General features: G+C 66.7%; 11 protein-coding genes. 4 read left to right on the plus strand and 7 right to left on the minus strand.

The features are described 5' to 3' along the window. The first annotated feature begins 111 nt into the window (after positions 1-111). Positions 112-1,041 carry a 2-hydroxyacid dehydrogenase gene (locus CFB34_RS06540; RefSeq protein WP_089441720.1) on the plus strand — a complete coding sequence of 310 codons (930 nt, stop codon included), beginning with the start codon at positions 112-114 and terminating at the stop codon, positions 1,039-1,041. A 95-nt stretch (positions 1,042-1,136) separates the two neighbouring features. On the opposite strand, the gene CFB34_RS06545 is transcribed toward CFB34_RS06540, so the two are convergent. The 3 genes from CFB34_RS06545 to CFB34_RS06555 all read right to left on the minus strand — a co-directional run bounded on the left by CFB34_RS06545 (position 1,137) and on the right by CFB34_RS06555 (position 3,857). Continuing rightward, positions 1,137-2,144 (minus strand): zinc-binding dehydrogenase, encoded by a 1,008-nt coding sequence (locus CFB34_RS06545; protein WP_089441721.1) that lies wholly within the window; start codon positions 2,142-2,144, stop codon positions 1,137-1,139. Between the two features lie 76 nt (positions 2,145-2,220). After that, positions 2,221-2,661 (minus strand): DoxX family protein, encoded by a 441-nt coding sequence (locus CFB34_RS06550; protein WP_089441722.1) that lies wholly within the window; start codon positions 2,659-2,661, stop codon positions 2,221-2,223. 74 nt (positions 2,662-2,735) lie between these two features. Further along, positions 2,736-3,857: an alkene reductase gene (locus CFB34_RS06555; RefSeq protein ID WP_089441723.1), complete on the minus strand. Its 1,122-nt coding sequence runs from the start codon at positions 3,855-3,857 to the stop codon at positions 2,736-2,738. A gap of 143 nt (positions 3,858-4,000) precedes the next feature. On the opposite strand from CFB34_RS06555, the gene CFB34_RS06560 reads away from it, so the two are divergent. Next, positions 4,001-4,909 carry a LysR family transcriptional regulator gene (locus CFB34_RS06560; RefSeq protein WP_089441724.1) on the plus strand — a complete coding sequence of 303 codons (909 nt, stop codon included), beginning with the start codon at positions 4,001-4,003 and terminating at the stop codon, positions 4,907-4,909. Positions 4,910-5,459: 550 nt separating this feature from the next. Here CFB34_RS06560 and CFB34_RS06565 read toward each other — a convergent pair. The 3 genes from CFB34_RS06565 to CFB34_RS06575 all read right to left on the minus strand — a co-directional run bounded on the left by CFB34_RS06565 (position 5,460) and on the right by CFB34_RS06575 (position 9,791). Continuing rightward, entirely contained in the window at positions 5,460-6,563 is a 1,104-nt protein-coding gene (locus tag CFB34_RS06565; RefSeq protein ID WP_143329484.1) for a methyltransferase type 12, read from the minus strand. A gap of 45 nt (positions 6,564-6,608) precedes the next feature. Further along, positions 6,609-7,571 carry a class I SAM-dependent methyltransferase gene (locus CFB34_RS06570; RefSeq protein WP_089441726.1) on the minus strand — a complete coding sequence of 321 codons (963 nt, stop codon included), beginning with the start codon at positions 7,569-7,571 and terminating at the stop codon, positions 6,609-6,611. A 267-nt stretch (positions 7,572-7,838) separates the two neighbouring features. Then, entirely contained in the window at positions 7,839-9,791 is a 1,953-nt protein-coding gene (locus CFB34_RS06575; RefSeq protein WP_089441727.1) for a Xaa-Pro dipeptidyl-peptidase, read from the minus strand. 592 nt (positions 9,792-10,383) lie between these two features. On the opposite strand from CFB34_RS06575, the gene CFB34_RS06580 reads away from it, so the two are divergent. Then, a complete protein-coding gene (locus CFB34_RS06580; protein WP_089441728.1) occupies positions 10,384-11,196 on the plus strand; it encodes a hypothetical protein in 813 nt (270 codons plus the stop codon). A gap of 32 nt (positions 11,197-11,228) precedes the next feature. Here the strand turns inward: CFB34_RS06580 and CFB34_RS06585 are convergent, their stop codons facing one another. Further along, positions 11,229-12,482, minus strand: a complete 1,254-nt coding sequence (locus tag CFB34_RS06585) for a lipoprotein-releasing ABC transporter permease subunit (RefSeq protein WP_242808573.1) — start codon at positions 12,480-12,482, stop codon at positions 11,229-11,231. A 301-nt stretch (positions 12,483-12,783) separates the two neighbouring features. Between CFB34_RS06585 and CFB34_RS06590 the strand changes: the two genes are divergently transcribed. Further along, positions 12,784-18,786, plus strand: coding sequence for an MG2 domain-containing protein (locus CFB34_RS06590; RefSeq protein ID WP_089441730.1), 6,003 nt, complete (start codon positions 12,784-12,786; stop codon positions 18,784-18,786). The last annotated feature ends 44 nt before the right edge of the window (positions 18,787-18,830 follow it).

The raw sequence follows: 18,830 nt of genomic DNA on the forward strand, positions 1-18,830 counted from the left end.
TTTGGCAAACCGCGTGCGGCGGCGTGCCCACAGCCCGTGTGGGGATTACCCGCATCCGTGTGGCAGGCTTGTTACACTGAATCCGTTCCCGCCTTGCCGACACTTCCTGACATGACGCCCGAGTTGCTGGTTCTCATCGCATTGCGCGGTGCCGCGCATCGCGAGATCGCCGCGTCGTTCGACGTGCGCTACGCCCCGACATCCGATGAACGCGAACGTGCGATCGCCGAACACGGCGGCACGATACGCGCGGTGCTGACCAACGGCAGCACGGGGCTCACCGCCGCCGAAATCGATCGTCTTCCGCAGCTCACGTTCGTCAGCGCGCTCGGCGCCGGCTACGAGCACATCGATGTCGCCCATGCCAAAGCGCGTGGCGTGACCGTGGTCACGGGCGCCGGCACCAACGACGATTGCGTCGCCGATCATGCGTTCGCGCTGCTGCTCGCGGCCGTGCGCAACGTCGTGCAGCTCGATGCGAAAACCCGCGCGGGCGTGTGGCGCGACGGCCTGGCGATGCCGCCGAACGTGTCGGGCAAGAAGCTCGGGATCGTCGGGCTGGGCAAGATCGGCGAGAAGTGCGCGCGCCGCGCGGCCGGCTTCGACATCGAGATCGGTTATCACAACCGGTCGCAGAAGAGCGTCCCTTACCGCTATTTCGACCGCGTCGACGCGCTCGCGCAGTGGGCCGATTTCCTGATCGTCGCGACACCAGGCGGCGCGGGCACGCGGCACCTGATCGATCGCACGGTGCTCGACGCGCTCGGCCCTGGCGGGTTCGTCGTCAACGTGTCACGCGGCAGCGTTGTCGATACCGCTGCTTTGGCGGAGGCGTTGCGCGAAGGGCGTATCGCGGGCGCGGGGCTCGATGTTTACGAAGGCGAACCCGAGCCGCCGCGCGCGCTGACGGATCTCGACAGCGTCGTGCTGACGCCGCACATGGGCGGCTGGTCGCCCGAGGCGCTCGATCGGTCGGTGCGGCAGTTCATCGACAATGCCGAGCGGCACTTTTCAGGGCGGCCGGTGTTGACGCCGGTGTGAGCGGCGCGGGACGATGATTCGCCGCCCACCGTTTCGCGCGTGATCGATGGTCGCGTGAGAGGCGCCACGTGACGGGCGAGGGCGGAGGCGGAGTGCTATCGATCGATACGCAGCACGAGCTTGCCGATCGTCCTGCCCGATTCGAGTGCCGCATGCGCGTCGACGATCGCGTCGAACGCATAGCTGCCCCCGATCAGCGGCTTCAGCGCTCCGGTGGCCAGCAAGCCGAACAACTCCCCGAGCGTCTGCTGCACGACGTGATCGGCGAGGAATGCATGCAACGCGAAACCCGACAGCGAGCGGCAGCCGAAGATGAACGCGTTCATCAGGCTGTCATCGACCGTCAGCAAGTGGCCGCTTGCCGCGCCATAGGCGACGAAACGACCGTGCGGCGCAAGGCTGGACGCGAGCGTGCGGGCCACGGCGCCACCGATCGAATCGAACACGACGTCGGGGCCCGTGCCGCCGGTTGCGGCGCCGAGTCGATCGACCCACGCGTCGTCGCGATAGCTCACGGCCTGATCGGCACCGAGCGCCCGCACCGTCGATAGCTTCTCCGTGGAACCGGCCAGGCCGACGATCGTCCTGGCGCCGTCGAGTCTCGCCAGCTGGACGAGCATCGAACCGACGCCGCCGGCTGCGGCGGTGATGGCGACGGATCGTGCGGCCACCGGCGTCTCGCGCAGCAGCATGCGGGCGACCAGCCCCTGCAGCATCACCGCGACGGCGTCGTCGTCCGAAACGGCGTCGGGAATCGCGACGACCAGCGGAGCGCGTACCGTCACATATTCGGCATAGCCGCCGGTTCCGCTCGTTGCGCCGAACAGCGCCGCGGCCACGCGATCGCCGATCTGGAAGTCCCGCACGTTCGCGCCGACGGCTTCGACCGTGCCGACCGTTTCCGATCCCAATATCGCCGGCAACGTCGGCGCCGGGCCCGGATAGGTACCGGCGCGTTGCAGCGTTTCCGCGAAATTCAGTCCGATGCGCGTCACGCGCACGAGGACTTCATCGGGAGCCGGCGTCGGGCGCGCGATTACGACCGGCAGGAGTACGGACGGCGCGCCGAAACGATCGATCTGAATGGCATTCATGGTATTCACGGGAAAATCTCGCTGGATGCGGGGGCATTGCCCCCCGGGTGTGTGAGGTGTCGGGCAGGACGCGGCGTCGGCCGGATCACTCCGGCAGGGATGTTCGATCGCCGCGATCGAACGACGCGCGGCCCGCGCCATTCAGCACGAGCGCGAGCAGGCCGCCCGTCATCGACAGGTTCATCATGAAGAAGGTCTGCTGCGTCTGGTCGCCGCCGCTATGGAAGATCACCGCGGCGATGACCGAAAAGATCGCGAGCCCGAGCGCGGCGAGTCGCGTCATGAAGCCCGCGATCAACGCGAGGCCGCCGGCGACCTCGACGAAGATCACGAGCGGCAGCAGTGCCCCCGGTACGCCCATGTGCGCCATGTATTGCTCGGTGCCTGCGTAGTTGAAGATCTTGCTGATGCCCGCGCCGACGTAGACGCCGGCGATGAGGGTGCGCACCAGGACGGACAGGATGGCGTTGACGGCGGGCGTCTGCGTAGCGGTTCGGTACAGGGTGCGGTTGATCGATCGAATCATGGTGAGTCCTTGTTCGTGAGGCGGCGGATCGGCGATCCGCCGCCGTGTTCAGCGGTTCGGGTTCGGGGCCGCGCTCATGCGCGGAACGGCGGGTAGTCGGTATAGCCGGCTTCGCCGCCGCCATAGGCCATGGACATGTCCGCATGCGCGAGCGGCCGGTCGTGCCGGAGGCGTTCAGCAAGATCCGGGTTCGCGATGAACGGGTAGCCGAACGACACGAGATCGGCGTGGCCCGTGGAAAGCGCCGTTTCCGCGCGTGCTTTCGTATAGCCGTTGTTCGCGATGTAATGCCCGCCGAACGCGCGCTTGAGCGCGCCGTAGTCGAATGCGGGCACCGCGTCCGGTGCGGCCTGGGGGACGCCTTCGACGACATGGAGATAGACTGCGAGGCCGCTCAGCCGGTTGGCGAATCGCTCGAACAGCGTTTGCGGATCGCTATCCGCGATTCCACCGAAATGCGGCGTGACCGGAGAGATACGGACACCTAATCGATCGGGGCCTGAAACGAGGCCGACTGCGCGCACGACCTCGAGTGGCAGCCGAAGCCGGTTGTCGATCGTGCCGCCGTAGTCGTCGGTCCGGCGGTTCGTGCCGTCGCGCAGGAACTGGTCAAGCAGGTAGCCGTTGCCGGCGTGAATCTCCACGCCGTCGAACCCGGCCTGCAATGCGGCACGAGCGGCCAGCACGTATTGGTCGACGATGGCGGGCAATTCGGCGGTTTCGAGCGCGCGCGGTACCGGGTACGGCTGCGGGCCCGTCGGCGTATAGGCGTCGCCGTCGGGCCGGATCGGCGACGGCGCGACCGGTCGTGCACCGTCCGGCTGCAGGTCCGGGTGACCGATGCGGCCGACGTGGGCCAGTTGCACGAAAATGCGGCCGCCTTCACGGTGTACCGCGTCGGTCACCTGTTTCCAGCCCGCGATCTGCGCATCGCTGTAGATGCCCGGCGTGAACGGATAGCCCTTGCCCTGCGGCGAGATCTGCGCGCCCTCGGTGACGATCAGGCCGGCCGAGGCCCGTTGCGCATAGTAGGTCGCGTTCATCGGGCCGGGCGCGTCGCCGGCACCGGCACGGCTGCGCGTCATCGGCGCCATCACGATGCGATTCCTGAGCGTGATGCGCCCGAGCTCGATCGGGTCGAACAGCGTAGGACGCGCAGGCGCCCGGGGCGGCGAGAGAAAGCGGTCGGTCGTCATGGTTCCATGTTCCTGTGACATTGAGGGGAGACTGTCGACGCGGGGGCGCCGCGATCGACATGGCGTGACAGGAATGTAGGGGATCGTTTCGATCGAAACAATTGGCTAAAATGGATCGTTAAAATCAATTTTCTGGATAGATCGTGGATCGCAGCCCCAATCTGGATCAGCTTCGTGCGTTCGTCGCCGTCGTCGAGGCCGGCAGTTTTTCAGGGGCGGCGCGTCGGCTCGGCAGGGCGCAATCGGTGGTGAGTTATGCGGTCGCCAGCCTTGAGGCACAGCTGGGCATGCCGTTGTTCGAACGCGGCAGGCGCCGTCCGCAGCTGACGGCGGCCGGCGAGGTCGTGCTCGCCGATGCGCGTCGGCTCGACATGCTGATGGGGCAGTTGCAGGCGAAGACGGCCGGTTTGCGGGGCGGCGTGGAAGCCGAGCTGTCGCTGGCCGTCGACGTGATGTTTCCGTTGCCGAAACTGGTCGAAGGGATGCAGGCGTTTGCCGAGGCGTTCCCGACCGTCGCACTCAACCTGGCGATCGAAGCGCTCGGCGGCGTCATGAAGCTGGTGCTCGACGGCGGCTGTGCGCTCGGCATCAGCGGCCCGATTCCGAACTGGCCGGATGCGATCGACGCGACCTCGATGGGCGCGATCGAGTTGCTGACCGTTGCGGCGCCCATGCATCCGCTCGGGTTGCGCGACATGCCGATTCCGCTCTCGGAGGCGCGCGAACATACGCAGATCGTGCTCACCGACCGCAGCAAGGTCACCGACGGGCAATCGTTCGGAATCCATGCGACCCGCACCTGGAAGGTGGCCGACCTCGGCGCGAAACATCGGTTGCTGCTCGCCGGGCTGGGCTGGGGATCGATGCCGATGCATCTGATCGAGGACGATCTGCAGTCGGGCCGTCTCGTCCCGGTGCAACTGGCCGATCGGCGCACGTTCCGATACGGACTATCGCTGATCCGGCGTGCCGATCGCGCGAGCGGTCCGGCCGCGCAGTGGCTGATCGATTATTTGAGTCGTCAGGGCGATCCGAATGGCCGGCGCGCCTGACCCATGCCCGGCGGTGAGCGGCCGGGCAGGCCGCCCGGCCAGCCTTGCAATCCGCGACGATTGAAGGCTGGCCGGACGTTCGGCCGTGTGAGCGACGCGCGCCGGCGGAAGCGCGTTCCGCGCGGCGCACGCCCGCTCAGGACGAAGCCAGCGGCACCGTCACCGACGTACCGGCCGGGTCAAGCGTCAGTCAGCCCGGTGCCCGGCGTCGGCCGCAGCGTCGCCTCGTTGTCGCTCGACAGCACGACGAGCCCCAGCCGTTGGCCGGCTTCCAGCAAGAAGATGAAAAAAATTGCGTCGCGGCGGCCAATCAAGCGCCGAAATAGCGATCTGCGTGAAACGGCATTTCACTCCATAACGTCCGGCGATTGGCCGGATACGGGCCGCAGATGGAGATGATCGGCCCGGGAGGATGTGGTCATAATGGCAGACCAACGGCGCGTGGCATGCGGCTCGCAATTGCGCGCGCGGGTGTTCGCGACAGCGCGCAGCATGTCCGTTGCCGTTGTTTCGACCGTATCGACGCGTTTGCGTGGCCGATCCGGTTGCCTCAATTCGCGGGACGGACACCGGCCAGATCGGCCGCCGCGATTTCATCCGTGGAAGGAAGCGGCCGAATGGTCACCTCGCCGGAAATGAACCGTTTCCCCTTGGCATCGCGGCCATGGTAGCGCGTGCTGATCGCGTGAAATTCCGCATTCCCCGACGCCAGATGCTCGAGCTCCGTCACGTAGGCGCGCACGTCCGCCCGATTCCCGAGCGGGCCGGCAAGGACGCGGTCGCGCGCGGCGATCAGATTGCGCTCGTTCTGCGCAACCAGCGTTGCCAGCCTGTTCAGCGCGTCCTGGAGTTTCAGGCCCTCCCGGTACATCAGCAGCCAGACCGAGTTGACCGAATCGGCGATATGAATTTCCTTTCGGAATGAGTACGGGTCGTTGACCAGCGTAATCGAATCGATGGCGGCCGTTCTCATTTCCGCCAACGAGCGGTCGGCCACCAGGTGCTCGGTCATGTCGACGTCGATGGCGTACTCCGTCATGATGGCTGCCCATTCCCCATAGTTGTCGATGCGCCGCATCTCCAGGTAGGCGTCGAACGTGAGTTCGTCCATCTTCAGGGCCAGCGGATCCGTCTGCCTGATGATCAGCGTATGCAGCGCGTCCTCCATGCGTTTCCAGACACGCGGTTTCGACGCCAGATGTGCCTTGACGGGCAAGAGCCCCTCGTACAGCAATTGCGCGATGGGCGCGGTGTCGGGCGGGCGAATGCCGGCGATCGCATCGAAGTAGTGCTGGCGCAATGTCGAGCGCTTGTGTGCCTGCTCCAGCATCGCGGGGTTGGTGATGGTGTCGTCGATCAGCGTGGTGATGCTCATCATCCGTTCCAGATCGTAGATCCTGTCGTTCAGCGTGTGCGGATAGCACAGGCCACCGAATGACGGCATGCTTTGCGCCAGATAATGTTCGACGGCCTTCTGGCTGCCGTAGTAGGCGAGGATGTACGGGCTGTCCGTGAGCGCGATCCGCCGTTCCGCCTCGTCGTGGAGCGGATGCCACATGGGTTTCAATTGCAGATGGAAGTCCGGATGGAAGATTGTCTCCCCGGGCTTCGGCAGGCCAGGCAGGTTGCGGACGAAGTTGGGAATATCTGTCATGGCGGGTTCTCGGGCTTGATGTCCGGCGGCGCGAACGGGCGGCCTTCATCGACCTTGCTTGAGCACGAAGCTATAGATGGAAACCTGATGCTTCACGATGGCGACGGCCAGGCTTTCGCACATCACGCGGAGTTCCTCCAGCGCGCCGACCGCACCCGTCGGGAAATGGCGCTCGATGTTGTCCTGAACGTTCAACAGCCACCGCGTCGCGTCTGTCCGGTTCGGCAGGACCTGCATGTCCTGGACGCGGAAGCCGCTTTGCTCGAATACCTGGCGCAGGTACGCGGGCGTCTTGCGATACTTGCACGCCAGCCTGTCGACCAGGTCGGGCGTATCGGAACGGTATTCGGAGAGATCGACGTTATATAAGTTATCCGAAACGATGACCGTCCCGTTTGCGCCCAGCCGCTGACGCAATTTGGCCATCACGATTTCGAAGAGATCATAGGGGAAATGGGAGATCACACCCCGCATGATCACGAGGTCGTAGGGCTGGTCGACATCCGGCAGCAGGTCGATGTCCAGCGCATTGCACTGGAACAGGTTGATCCTGTCGGACAATCGCCGCGCGGCGTTCACCTCGGCGCAATATTCGAGCTGGCGGCTGCTGATGTTGATGCCGTCCAGGTGATGGCAGCCGGGAAACCGCTCGGACAGATCGCGCAGCACGGTTCCCCATCCGCATCCGATATCGAGTACCCGGTTGATCGGCTGGCGCGCGGGCGTCTCCAGACCGGCGATCTTCAATTGCCGTTCGAAATACCTGCGGCCGGATTCGTCGAGATCGACCGGCGTCGGCGATTGGGGATGGTCAAAGACGCCGAACTGGAACCAGAGGCGATCGCCGATGGCCTTGCTCCAGTTCACCGGGTCGTCCTGGTAGGCCTCCACGACCCGGGATTCGTAATCGTTTCGCTCTCGGCCGCGAATTGCCGCGAATGGCGGGTTACGCCGATCGTTCAATGGCGGAGCGGATGCGGCGGTTGTGCCGGTAACCAGGTTGTTCATTGCCATTTCCCCGCGGCGACCGGATAAAAATGTCCGGATTATTGATTTTTAAATCTAGCCGGTGGGGAATCGATGTCAAGCGATATCAGATTGTTTCTGATTTCGATTCAATAATGTAATTGATTTATAAGGTGTGAAATTCGTGTTTTAAAGAGCCGTTGCTTCTATTCCCATAAGAATCGGGAAATGGAACCGAATGAATGAAGCGATCCCGGGACGCCGGTGCACTGGCGTCCCGGGATCGCTTCAGGACGGGCATGCTGCCGTTCAGGAAGCCAGCGGCACCGTCACCGACGTGCCGGCCGGGTCAAGCGTCAGCCCGGTGCCCGGCGTCGGCCGCAGCGTGGCCTCGTTGTCGCTCGACAGCACGACGAGCCCCAGCCGGTGGCCGGCTTCCAGCTTGTAGTCACGCGGCATGAACGTCAGCTTCAGGTCGTACGGCATCCCGGGCAGAACCGGCTGCGAGACCCACTCCGACACGCGGTTGCGCGGGTCGGTCCACGCACGCGTGACGATCGTCGCCGTGCCGTCCGGCGCGCGATCGACCAGCAGGGCCGTCACGTTGGCCACGGCCGTGAAGGTCAGCCTGACGCGCGCGGTCGCGGAACCGGACAGGCGTGTCGCGGCCGTGAGCGGCGCGGTTTCGAAGCGGCTGCGGTTCTCGCCCGTCGGCGCGTTCGCCAGCGTGAGCGCGGTGATGCGCGCATCGTCGGTGAAGCGTGCGAGCGGGCCGCCGGTCGGCAGCCGCAGCAGCGTGCCGGTGCCCGCGCCGTCGCCGCCCGCGAAGTACGTGACCGGCGTGGCGTGGCGTGCGGCCCAGTCCGCTTCCTTCAGCAGCGTGCCGTCCGCCTGCTCGATCACCGCGCGCGGATCGCGTTCGACGCCGTTGTCGAAACCGATCAGGTAGCGCGTGAACCAGCGGTTCACTTCCGCGGTCCACGCATCGGCCATCGCCGGCACGCGGGTCGGGTCGGTGTGCTTCAGGCGATGCAGCCACAGCTGCGTCGGCACGCCCTGGCGCCGCATCGCGAGATGCCACAGCGTCGACTGGTCGACCCGCACGTTGTCGTCGGTGAGCCCTTGCGCGACGAGCGCCGGCGCGACCGCGTACGCGGTGGGAATGTCGCGCGCGGCCCAGAACGGCGAATAGTCGCCGGTCTTGCGGTCTTCCTGCTGCAGCGCTTCGTCGATCAGGTGCGTGCAGCGCTCCGGATGCGCGTTCGTCAGCAGCGCCTTGATGTACACGTCGACGTCCTCGCCCTGATAGCCTTCCGGCGCACGCACGAGCCCGCCCGAGCGGTAGTAGCCGTACATGTTGGTCAGCCCGGCGACCGGCACGATCGCGTCGAGCCCGCGCGTGCGCAGGCTCGCGACCATCTTCGGCAGCGTGCCGTCGTACGACACGCCGTACATGCCGACGTGGCCCGTCGACCAGTTCGCGACGACCGTCTTGCCGTTCGCATCCTTCGCGGTCGCGTCGCGGCCGAGCCAGCGGATCACCGATGCCATCGCGACCGATTCGTCGCGCGTGAGGATCGTCGGGCAGCCGTCCGAACCGGCGGTGCCGAGCGAATCCGCGTAGACGATCGTGAAGCCGCGCGGGATGAAGTAGCCCTCGATCCACGAGCGCCCGGCGGCGGCCGCCTCGACCTGCTGCAGCATCCGCACCTGCGGCGCGGCGGCCATGATGCGCGCGGAGGCGCCGGTCGCTGCCGTGGCCGCCGTGGCGGCCGGATGCGGCGTGCCGTCGAGTTCGACGTCGACGTTGTGGTCGGGGCTGTCGGCGAGGCCCGCGTAGTACGGGCTCGCGAGCACGATGACAGGCGTGCGCGCGCCGTTCGCGGTTTCGGTCGGGCGCACGATGCGCACGTGGATGCGGTCGCGTTTGCCGTCGCCGTCGGAATCGACCGGCGTGTCGACCCACGCGTTCTCCTCGATCGTGCCGCCCGACAGCGACGGCTGCACCTGGCCGTTCGCGATCACGGGCCGGTAGCGGCCGCCGCTGGCCGGGTTGGCGTACGGCACGCCCGACGGCGAAATGCGTGATGCGAGCGACTGCTTGTCGGCCGCCGACGCGGCGGCCTCCTCCTGTTGGCCCTGCGCGAGCGCGGAGACGCCCGCCACGCTGCCGCCGTCGTCGCCGCCGCACGCGGCGAGCGTTGCGGCCGCAACGAGCGCGGGAAGCCACGCGCGACGCAATCCGGTTCGATGAATGTCCATTGTCGACCTCTTCTTGTGATTGTCTGGAACCGGACGGCCCGCGATATGCCCCCTGCGGCCCGGCCGGGCGCTGCATCGGATGAAACGGAACTGCACCTTCTAAAGCGCCGGGCGCGATGCCCGGGTGTCACGGCCGGTGTCGACGCGCGTCACGCATCGCGCAACCCGGCGAGCGTCGGGGCGATTGAATCGCCTCGACCGGAAAGCGTCAGCGCGGCGGCCGATTCGGGCCGCCCGGTCGAAGCGAGGCCGGCGGCACGACATGAATACAGGAGTGCGAATCAAATGCGGGCATGCCCGATCTTCCTTCAGGTTTCAGATGAAACGGAACGGCACGATGCGATGAGGCGGGGATGGTACGAACGGCGGTGCTGCAACGGCAGGAAAGCGCGACGCGAGTCGGCGGGGCCGGCCGGAATGCTTTCCGGAAGCTTGCGCAAAACTTATCTCAGTGAAATCTCGGTGTCAAACTTTTTTAGTTTGAGTCAAACAAAGTTTTAAAGCGTGCGAGGAGACGGACCGGCGATCGGTCTAAATTTCCGGGAAATCCGTCCGTAAACGGTAAAAAGCGGATTGAAAGGAGAGAGAGGGCATGACGACTTCAGTCACGGCAGCGAGCGGCCTTTCGCTCGTGCAGATGGCGCAGCAGGCTGCGCTCGACGGAGGCCGGCAGACGGCCGCGGCGGCCGGGCAAGCGCAGGACACGCCGATCACCATCCGGGCGCTGGACCAGGACGCGATGCACGCGGCGCGCATGAAGCAGATGTCGATCCTGGGCAACCTGTCGACGAAGCTGCGCGACGTCACCAGCCAGCTCGCGACGAGCCTGCACGAGATCATCGCGAAGCGGCCGGACCTGGCCGACGCGCAGTTCGACTTCATGACCGACAACGGCCAGATCAAGGTCGTGTCGAAGACGATGACGGAAAGCGATCGCGCGTGGGTGGAGTCGACGCTGAATGCGAACGCGGGCCTCGTGCTCGCGACGCGCGCGTTTCATCAGCAGGCCGTCGACTTCGCGGAGCAGGGCGCGGCCGCCGTCGGCGAGACGTTCACGGACGATGATCGCAAGGTGGCCAGCCAGCGCGCTGATGCGGATTTCCGCTTCATGAAGGAGATGAATGCGTCCGTCGCGCGCAACCGGAAGTTCAACGAGGCCGGCGGGCATTTCACCACGCAAGACGGCACGCGGCTGACGTTCGATCAGTCGGCCGGCACCGCGCGCGGCACGCTCACGCTGCTGGATACCGACCGCCAGTTGTCGTCGGGTGCGGCGATCTTCGTCGACGATTCCGGGCAGAAGACCTACGGCCGGCGTGCCGGCCTGATCGACGTCGGCTTCGGGGAGGCGTTCGAGAACATCCTGAACGGCCGCAACAGCATTGGCTTCCACGAGATCGCGTAGCCACGCGCGTCACGGAGCCCGACGCCGCGCGCCTATTCGTCGCGCAGCGCCTCGGCCGGCCGCACCCGCGCGGCGCGCCAGCTCGGGTAGAGCGTCGCGACGCACGACATCAGGAATGCGGCCGCGGCGATCTCGATCACGTCGGCCGCCGCGAGCTTCGACGGCAGCGAGCTGAGGAAGTACACGGACGGCGTCAGGAAGCGGATGCCGAGCACCTGCTCGATCGCGGGCATCACCCACGGGATGCTCACCGCGATCGCGCAGCCGAGCGCGACACCCGCGAGCGTGCCGGCGAGGCCGATCGTCATCCCCTGGATCGCGAAGATCTTCATGATCGACCCGGGCGGCGCGCCGAGCGTGCGCAGGATCGCGATGTCGCCCTGCTTCTGGGTGACGGTCATCACGAGCGACGACACGAGGTTGAACGCGGCGACCGCGACGATCAGCATCAGGATCAGCGACAGCATGCGTTTTTGCAGCCGTTCGGCCTCGAACCACGTGCGGTTCTGCCGCGTCCAGTCGCGGAGATAGAGGTTGCCCGACAGCGTGCGCGACAGTTCCAGTGCGACGTCCGGCGCGCGCTGCAGATCGTCGAGGCGCAGCCGGATGCCGGTCGGCGCACGCACGTTGAACAGCGTCTGCGCGTCGCGGAGGTGGATGTAGGCGAGCGCGCTGTCGTACTGGTAGTGGCCTGACTCGAACGTGCCGACGACGTTGAACTGCCGGAACCGCGGCAGCGCGTCGCCGATGCGCGCGGTGTTGCCGGGCGCGAAGAACGTGATGCGGTCGCCGATCTTCACGTGCAGCGCGTCGGCCAGCGCCGAGCCGAGCACGATGCCCATCTCGCCTGGCACGAGTGCGTCGAGCCGTCCGGTCTTCAGCTTGCGCGCGATCTCGGACACCCGCGGCTCCAGCACGGGATCGATGCCGCGCAGCGCGACGCCCGTCACGCTGCCCGCGTTCGTCAGCAGCGCCTGTGCGTCGACATAGGGCGCGACGGCGCGTACCGCCGGATTCTGCAGCGATTCATGCGCGGTGAGCCGCCAGTCGGGCATCGCGCCCGTCGGCGAGAAGATTTCCACGTGGGCGAGCACCGACAGCATCCGGTCGCGCACTTCGGTCCGGAATCCGTTCATCACCGACAGCACGACGATCAGCGCGGCGACGCCGAGCGCGATGCCGGCCATCGCGGCGCCGGCAATGAACGACACGAAGCCGTCGCCGGCCGAGCGCCGGCCGCCGCGCGCATTGCGCAGCCCGATCTGCCATTCGAACGGGAGTTTCAAGCGGTTTCCTTTCATTTCGATTCGATCCTGCCGAGCCGCGCATTCTAGCGAACGCGGCGCCGCCGTGTGCAGAGGTTGCGCCGTGGACGACCGAGATCCGCCCGACCGGCCGGTCATCCGGCGGCGTTGCGCGCCGGCACACCGATATTTCCATCGTTTCGGGTCTGATCGATAATGGCGCCCAGCATCCGGTCGAACATACCAAGCAAGTACGGCGCAACCGGGCCGCGCCGTCACAGACCCATAACAATTCGGGGAAGGTTGCCGCACCCGGCAGCATGTCCTTGACAAGGAAATAACAATGGATTTGCTGCGCTTCCTGCTGCTCCTGCCGATTCGCGTGGCGGGCTTCTTGTGGTGGCTGCTCGGCTGCGCGCTGCGGCCGCTGGTGGGCGACGTGTCGTGGACGGCGCCCGCGTGGATGGGCGTCACCGCCGCGGCCGTGCGCCGCCGCCCGTGGCATGCGGGCGGCCTCGTGCTGCTCGCGGCCGCGCTCGGCTACGGCGGCTACTGGTTCAAGCATCGCCCGAAGCCGCCCGAGCCCGCGACCGTCAGCTTCACCGTGAAGGCGCCGGCGATCACCACCTACGAGGTGGACGACACCGACAAGCCGAAGATCACCGTGCATCCGCTCGAAGTCATGTTCGCGCAATCGGCGGCGCCGATCGAACAGGTCGGCAAGCCGGCCGGCGACGGCATCGAGATGACGCCTGCGCTGAAGGGCGCATGGGAGTGGGCCGACGACAAGACGCTGCGCTTCACGCCGGCGGCCGACTGGCCGGTCGGCGCGCACGTCGAGGTGCGTTTCGCGGTGCACCGGGTGTTCGCGCCGCAGGTGCTGATGCACGACGACCGTTTTGCTTTCGACGTGCCGGCGTTCGCCGCGACGGTCGGCAACAACGAGTTCTACCAGAACCCCGACAATCCGGCGGAGAAGCAGGCACTGCTGCAGTTGCGCTTCAACTACCCGGTCGATCCCGCCGAGTTCGAGAAGCGCATCGGCCTCGTGCTGGTCGGCCGCGACGGCAAGAATACGACGCCGCTGCGCTACACCGTCAGTTACGACAAGATGAAGACGAGCGCATGGGTCCGCTCGCAGTCGCTCGAGATCCCGCTCAACTCGATGGCGGCACGGCTCGACGTCGACAAGGGCGTGAAGAGTGCGCGCGGCGGCAACGGCACGCCGGACGTGCTGCATGCATCGGTCGACGTGCCGGGGCTCTACAGCCTGTCGATCGACAACATCGCGCCGACGCTCGTCGACAACGAGCGCTACGAGCCCGAGCAGGTGCTCGTCGCGGAGGCTTCCGACGGCGTGCGCAGCGCCGACCTCGCCGCGCGCGCCAAGGCGTGGGTGCTGCCGAAGCGCAAGCCGGGCGTCGACCAGTCGGACGACGATCCGCCGTACGAATGGAACGTGGCCGACATCAGCGACGCAGTGCTGAAACAGTCGAAGCCGCTGGCGCTCGACGTGGTACCGACCGAGAACGACTACGCGACGCTGCAAAGTTTCAAATATCACGCGACGCCGGGCGATCGCATCTTCGTGCGGTTCGCCGAAAACCTGAAATCCGCCGGCGGCTACCTGCTCGCCGAGCCGGTGACGACCGCGTTCACGGTGCCCGACTATCCGAAGCTGCTGCGCTTCATGGCCGACGGCTCGCTGCTGTCGATGAGCGGCAGCAAGCGGCTGTCGGTCGTGTCGCGCAACCTGCCGGGGATGAAAGTCGAGATCGGCCGCGTGCTGCCCGACCAGCTCCAGCATCTCGTGAGCTTCAACAACGGCACGTACGCGCGGCCCGAGCTGTCGTATTCGTTCAGCGAGGATCACATCGTCGAGCGCTTCGTGCAGACGCGCGCGTTCCCGGCCGGCGACCCCGGCAAGGCGCACTACGAAGGCATCGATCTCGGCCAGTACCTGAAGGGCGGCAAGCGCGGCGTGTTCCTGCTGCACCTGACGAAGTACGACCCGGCGGCGGAGAAGAAGAAAGCCGACGATGCGAAGGACAGCGATGCATCGTCCGGCGACGGCAGCCAGGATCAGTCGGACAACGCGGACTCGGGCGACAGCAGCGGCAACGGTGACGACAACGACAGCGCGCTCGGCGACACCCGCCTGATCGTCGTGACCGATCTCGGGATGCTGGTCAAGAAGGCGCTGGACGGCAGCCAGGACGTATTCATCCAGTCGATCCGCACGGGCAAGCCGGTTGCGGGCGCAACGGTGTCGGTGCTCGCGGTGAACGGCCAGGCGCTGTTCACGCAGACCACGAGCGCCGACGGCATCGTGCATTTCCCCGCGTTCAAGGGGCTCGACCGCGAGAAGCGGCCGCAGCTGTATGTCGTGAAGAAGGACAGCGACCTGTCGTTCCTGCCGGTGGCCGGGCGCGACCGCCAGCTCGACTTCTCGCGTTTCGACGTCGACGGCGAGCGCAACGCGACGGGCCAGGGTCAACTGTCCGCGTACCTGTTCTCGGATCGCGGCCTGTATCGGCCCGGCGATCCGTTCCACATCGGCCTGATCGTGCGCGCGGCGAGCTGGGCGCGCAGCCCGGCCGGCGTGCCGCTGCAGGCGGAAATCGTCGACCCGCGCGGGATCACCGTCGAGCGCAAGCCGGTGACGGTCGATGCGACCGGCTTCACCGAGCTCGGCTATACGACGGCCGAAACGGCGCCGACCGGCACGTGGACGGTCAACCTGTATATCGTCAAGGACGGCCAGCCCGGTGCGGAGCCGATCGGCAGCACGACGGTGCAGGTGAAGGAGTTCCTGCCCGACCGGATGAAGGTCGACGCGAAGCTGTCGCAGCAGGTCGTCGAAGGATGGGTGAAGCCGAAGGGGCTGAAGGGCATCGTCGATGCGCAGAACCTGTTCGGCACGCCGGCGGAGAAGCGCCGCGTCGCGGCGACGCTGACGCTGCGCCCGGTGTGGCCGTCGTTTCGCAGCTGGCAGGGCTATCACTTCTTCGATGCGCGCCGCGCGAAGGAGGGCTATACGACGACGCTGCAGGACGGCACGACCGACGACAAGGGCCATGCGGAGTTCGACCTCGATCTCGACAAGTATGCGGACGCGACCTACCAGCTCTACTTCCAGGCGAAGGCCTATGAAGCGGAAGGCGGGCGCAACGTCGCCGCGAACGCGCAGACGCTCGTGTCGAACAACGACTGGCTCGTCGGCTACAAGTCGGTCGACGATCTCGGCTACGTGAAGCGCGGCAGCCCGCGCACGGTGCGGCTCGTCGCGATCGATCCGAACGCGAAGGCGATCGACGTGAAGGACCTGCGCGCGCAGCTCGTCGAGGAGCGCTACGTGTCGGTGCTGACCAAGCAGGATTCCGGCGCATATAAATACGATTCGCGGCTGAAGGAAGTGCCGGTCGACGACAAGCCGCTGGCGATTCCGGCGGCCGGGCTCGACTTCACGCTGCGCACCGACAAGCCGGGCAGCTATGCGCTCGTGATCCGCAACGCGGCCGGCGCCGCGGTGAACCGGATCGAGTATTCGGTCACCGGCGACGCGAACGTCACGCGCTCGCTCGACCGCAATGCGGAGTTGCAGGTGACGCTCGCGAAGCACGACTACAAGCCGGGCGAGCAGGTCGAGATCGCGATCCGCGCGCCTTACGCGGGCAGCGGCCTGATCACGATCGAGCGCGACAAGGTGTATGCGCACGCATGGTTCCATGCGGACACGACGAGCTCGATCCAGCACATCACGGTGCCGGCCGGCTTCGAAGGCAATGGCTACATCAACGTGCAGTACATCCGCGATCCGTCGTCGGACGAGATCTTCATGAGCCCGCTGAGCTACGGCGTCGTGCCGTTCTCGGTGAACCTCGATGCGCGCCGCAACGCGGTGTCGGTCGATGCGCCGGCGCTCGTGAAGCCCGGCGACACGGTGAATTTCACCGTGCATTCGGCGAAGCCCGCGAAGGTCGTCGTGTTCGCGGTCGATGAGGGCATCCTGCAGGTCGCGCGCTACAAGCTCGGCGATCCGCTGAAGTTCTTCTTCCGCAAGCGGATGCTCGAAGTCGGCACGTCGCAGATCCTCGACCTGATCCTGCCGGACTTCGAGAAGCTGATGGCGATGGCTGCGCCGGGCGGCGACGCCGACGATGCAATCGGCCGCCAGTTGAACCCGTTCAAGCGCAAGCGCGACAAGCCGGTCGTCTACTGGTCGGGGATCGTCGACGTGAACGGCGACACGCGGCTGAGCTATACCGTGCCCGACTATTTCAACGGCAAGCTGCGCGTGATGGCCGTGTCGGTATCGCCTGATCTGGTCGGTACGTTCGAAAGCGCGACGACGGTGCGCGGCGATTTCGTGCTGTCGCCGAACGTGCCGACGACGCTCGCGCCGGGTGACGAGGCCGACGTCAGCGTCGGTGTCGCGAACAACCTGACGGGTGTCGGCAACCAGCCGGTGCCGGTCGCGGTCACGCTGAAGACGGGGCCGCAGTTGCAGGTGATCGGGCCGGCCACGCAGAACGTCGCGCTCGCGCCGCAGCACGAGGGTGTCGTGATGTTCCGCGTGAAGGCGACCGACACGCTCGGCTCGGGTTCGCTGTCGTTCGGCGCGCGTTATGGCGCGAAGGGCGCGCAGCAGCGCGTCGACGTGTCGGTGCGGCCGGCCGCCGCGTTCCGCACGCAGCTCGACATCGCACGCCTCGATCCGGGCAAGAAGGCGAGTGTGCCGAACCTGCGGTCGATGTACGACGCGTATGCGTCGCGCGATGCGAGCATCTCGACCGCGCCGCTCGTGCTGTCCGAAGGGTTGTCGTCGTATCTCGTCAACTTCGAGCACACCTGCAGCGAGCAGCTGGTGAGTGCGGCCGTGCCGCGCGTGTTCGCGGCGAAGTGGCTGTCGGTGCGGGCGCTGACGAGCGCGATGCATGCGACCGACGCCGGTGCCGACGCGACGAACGCGGCGGCGATCACGCAGTTCCTTGGGGTGCTGCGCAGCCGGCAGAACGCGCAGGGCGGCTTTGGCCTGTGGAGCGCGACACCCGACGCCGATCCGTTCGTGTCCGCGTACGCGATGCACGTGCTGCTCGACGCGCGCGAGCGCGGCATCGCAGTGCCGAAGGACACGCTCGACGCGGGCAACCAGTATCTGCAGAAGCTCGCGGCGAACGATTCGCTCGGCTCGCTCGACCTGCTGCGGCAGCGCGCGTACGCGGTGTATCTGCTGACGCGCCAGGGCAACGTGACGACCAACAGCCTCGCGGCCGTGCAGAAGCGGTTGCAGGATGCGTATCCGAACGACTGGAAGAACGATCTCGCGGCCGCATGGCTTGCCGCGTCGTACCAGCTGCTGAAGCAGGACAAGGAGGCCGCGGCGCTGATCGCGGGCCCGCAGGCGCTGCTCGAGCGCAAGCGCGCGTCCGACGGCGGCGACGTGACGGGCTACTACCTCGATCCGTTGACGCGCGACGCGAGCGTGCTGTACCTGATCGCGAAGCACTTCCCCGAGCGCGTACGCAAGCTGTCGCCGCGCGCGATGGACAACCTCGCCGCGCCGCTCGTCGACAACCGCTACAACACGCTGTCGTCGGCGATGACGATCCTCGCGCTCGATGCGTATGCGGCGTCGAGCGCGGGCCAGCTCGACCAGCTCGCGATCGACGAAGTGCGCGCGGGCGCCGCGCCGAAGGACGTGTCGTCGATCCAGGCGAATCTCGTGCGTTCGGGCACGTGGTCGGCCGGTGCGTCGCGCGTCGACTTCGTGAACGGCAGCACGCTGCCTGCGTGGTGGATCACGAGCCAGTCGGGCTACGACCGTGGCACGTCGACGAAGGCGATCAAAAACGGGCTGGAAATCGTGCGCGACTATACCGGCACGGACGGCAAGCCGCTCGACAAGATCACGGTCGGCCAGGAGATCGACGTGCACCTGAAGATCCGTGCGACGGGTTCGGCGAGCGTCGGCAACATCGCGATCGTCGATCTGTTGCCGGGCGGCTTCGATCCGGTCATCGCGCCGCCGCCCGTCACCGACACGCAGGAGGGCGACAGCAACGGCGACGGCGGCGCGTCGGCGCCGGTGGCCGATGCGCCGTGGCGTTCGCCGATCGGCGTGAAGGGTTCCACGTGGCAGCCGCAGTTCGCTGACGTGCGCGAGGATCGCGTGGTGATCTACGGCACGGCGACGACCGACGTGCGCGAGTTTGTCTACCGGATCAAGGCGAGCAATGCGGGCCGCTTCATCGCGCCGCCGGCCTACGGCGAGTCGATGTACGACCGCCGCTTGCAGGCCCAGGCGCCCGGCGGGTCGACCCTGACGGTGGAGCGCGTGCGATGACGATGGGGCTGCAACGTCGTTGCCGGCCGCGCCGGGTGCGAGGA

It is taken from the genome of Burkholderia sp. HI4860 (assembly GCF_002223045.2).
GTDB lineage: Bacteria > Pseudomonadota > Gammaproteobacteria > Burkholderiales > Burkholderiaceae > Burkholderia.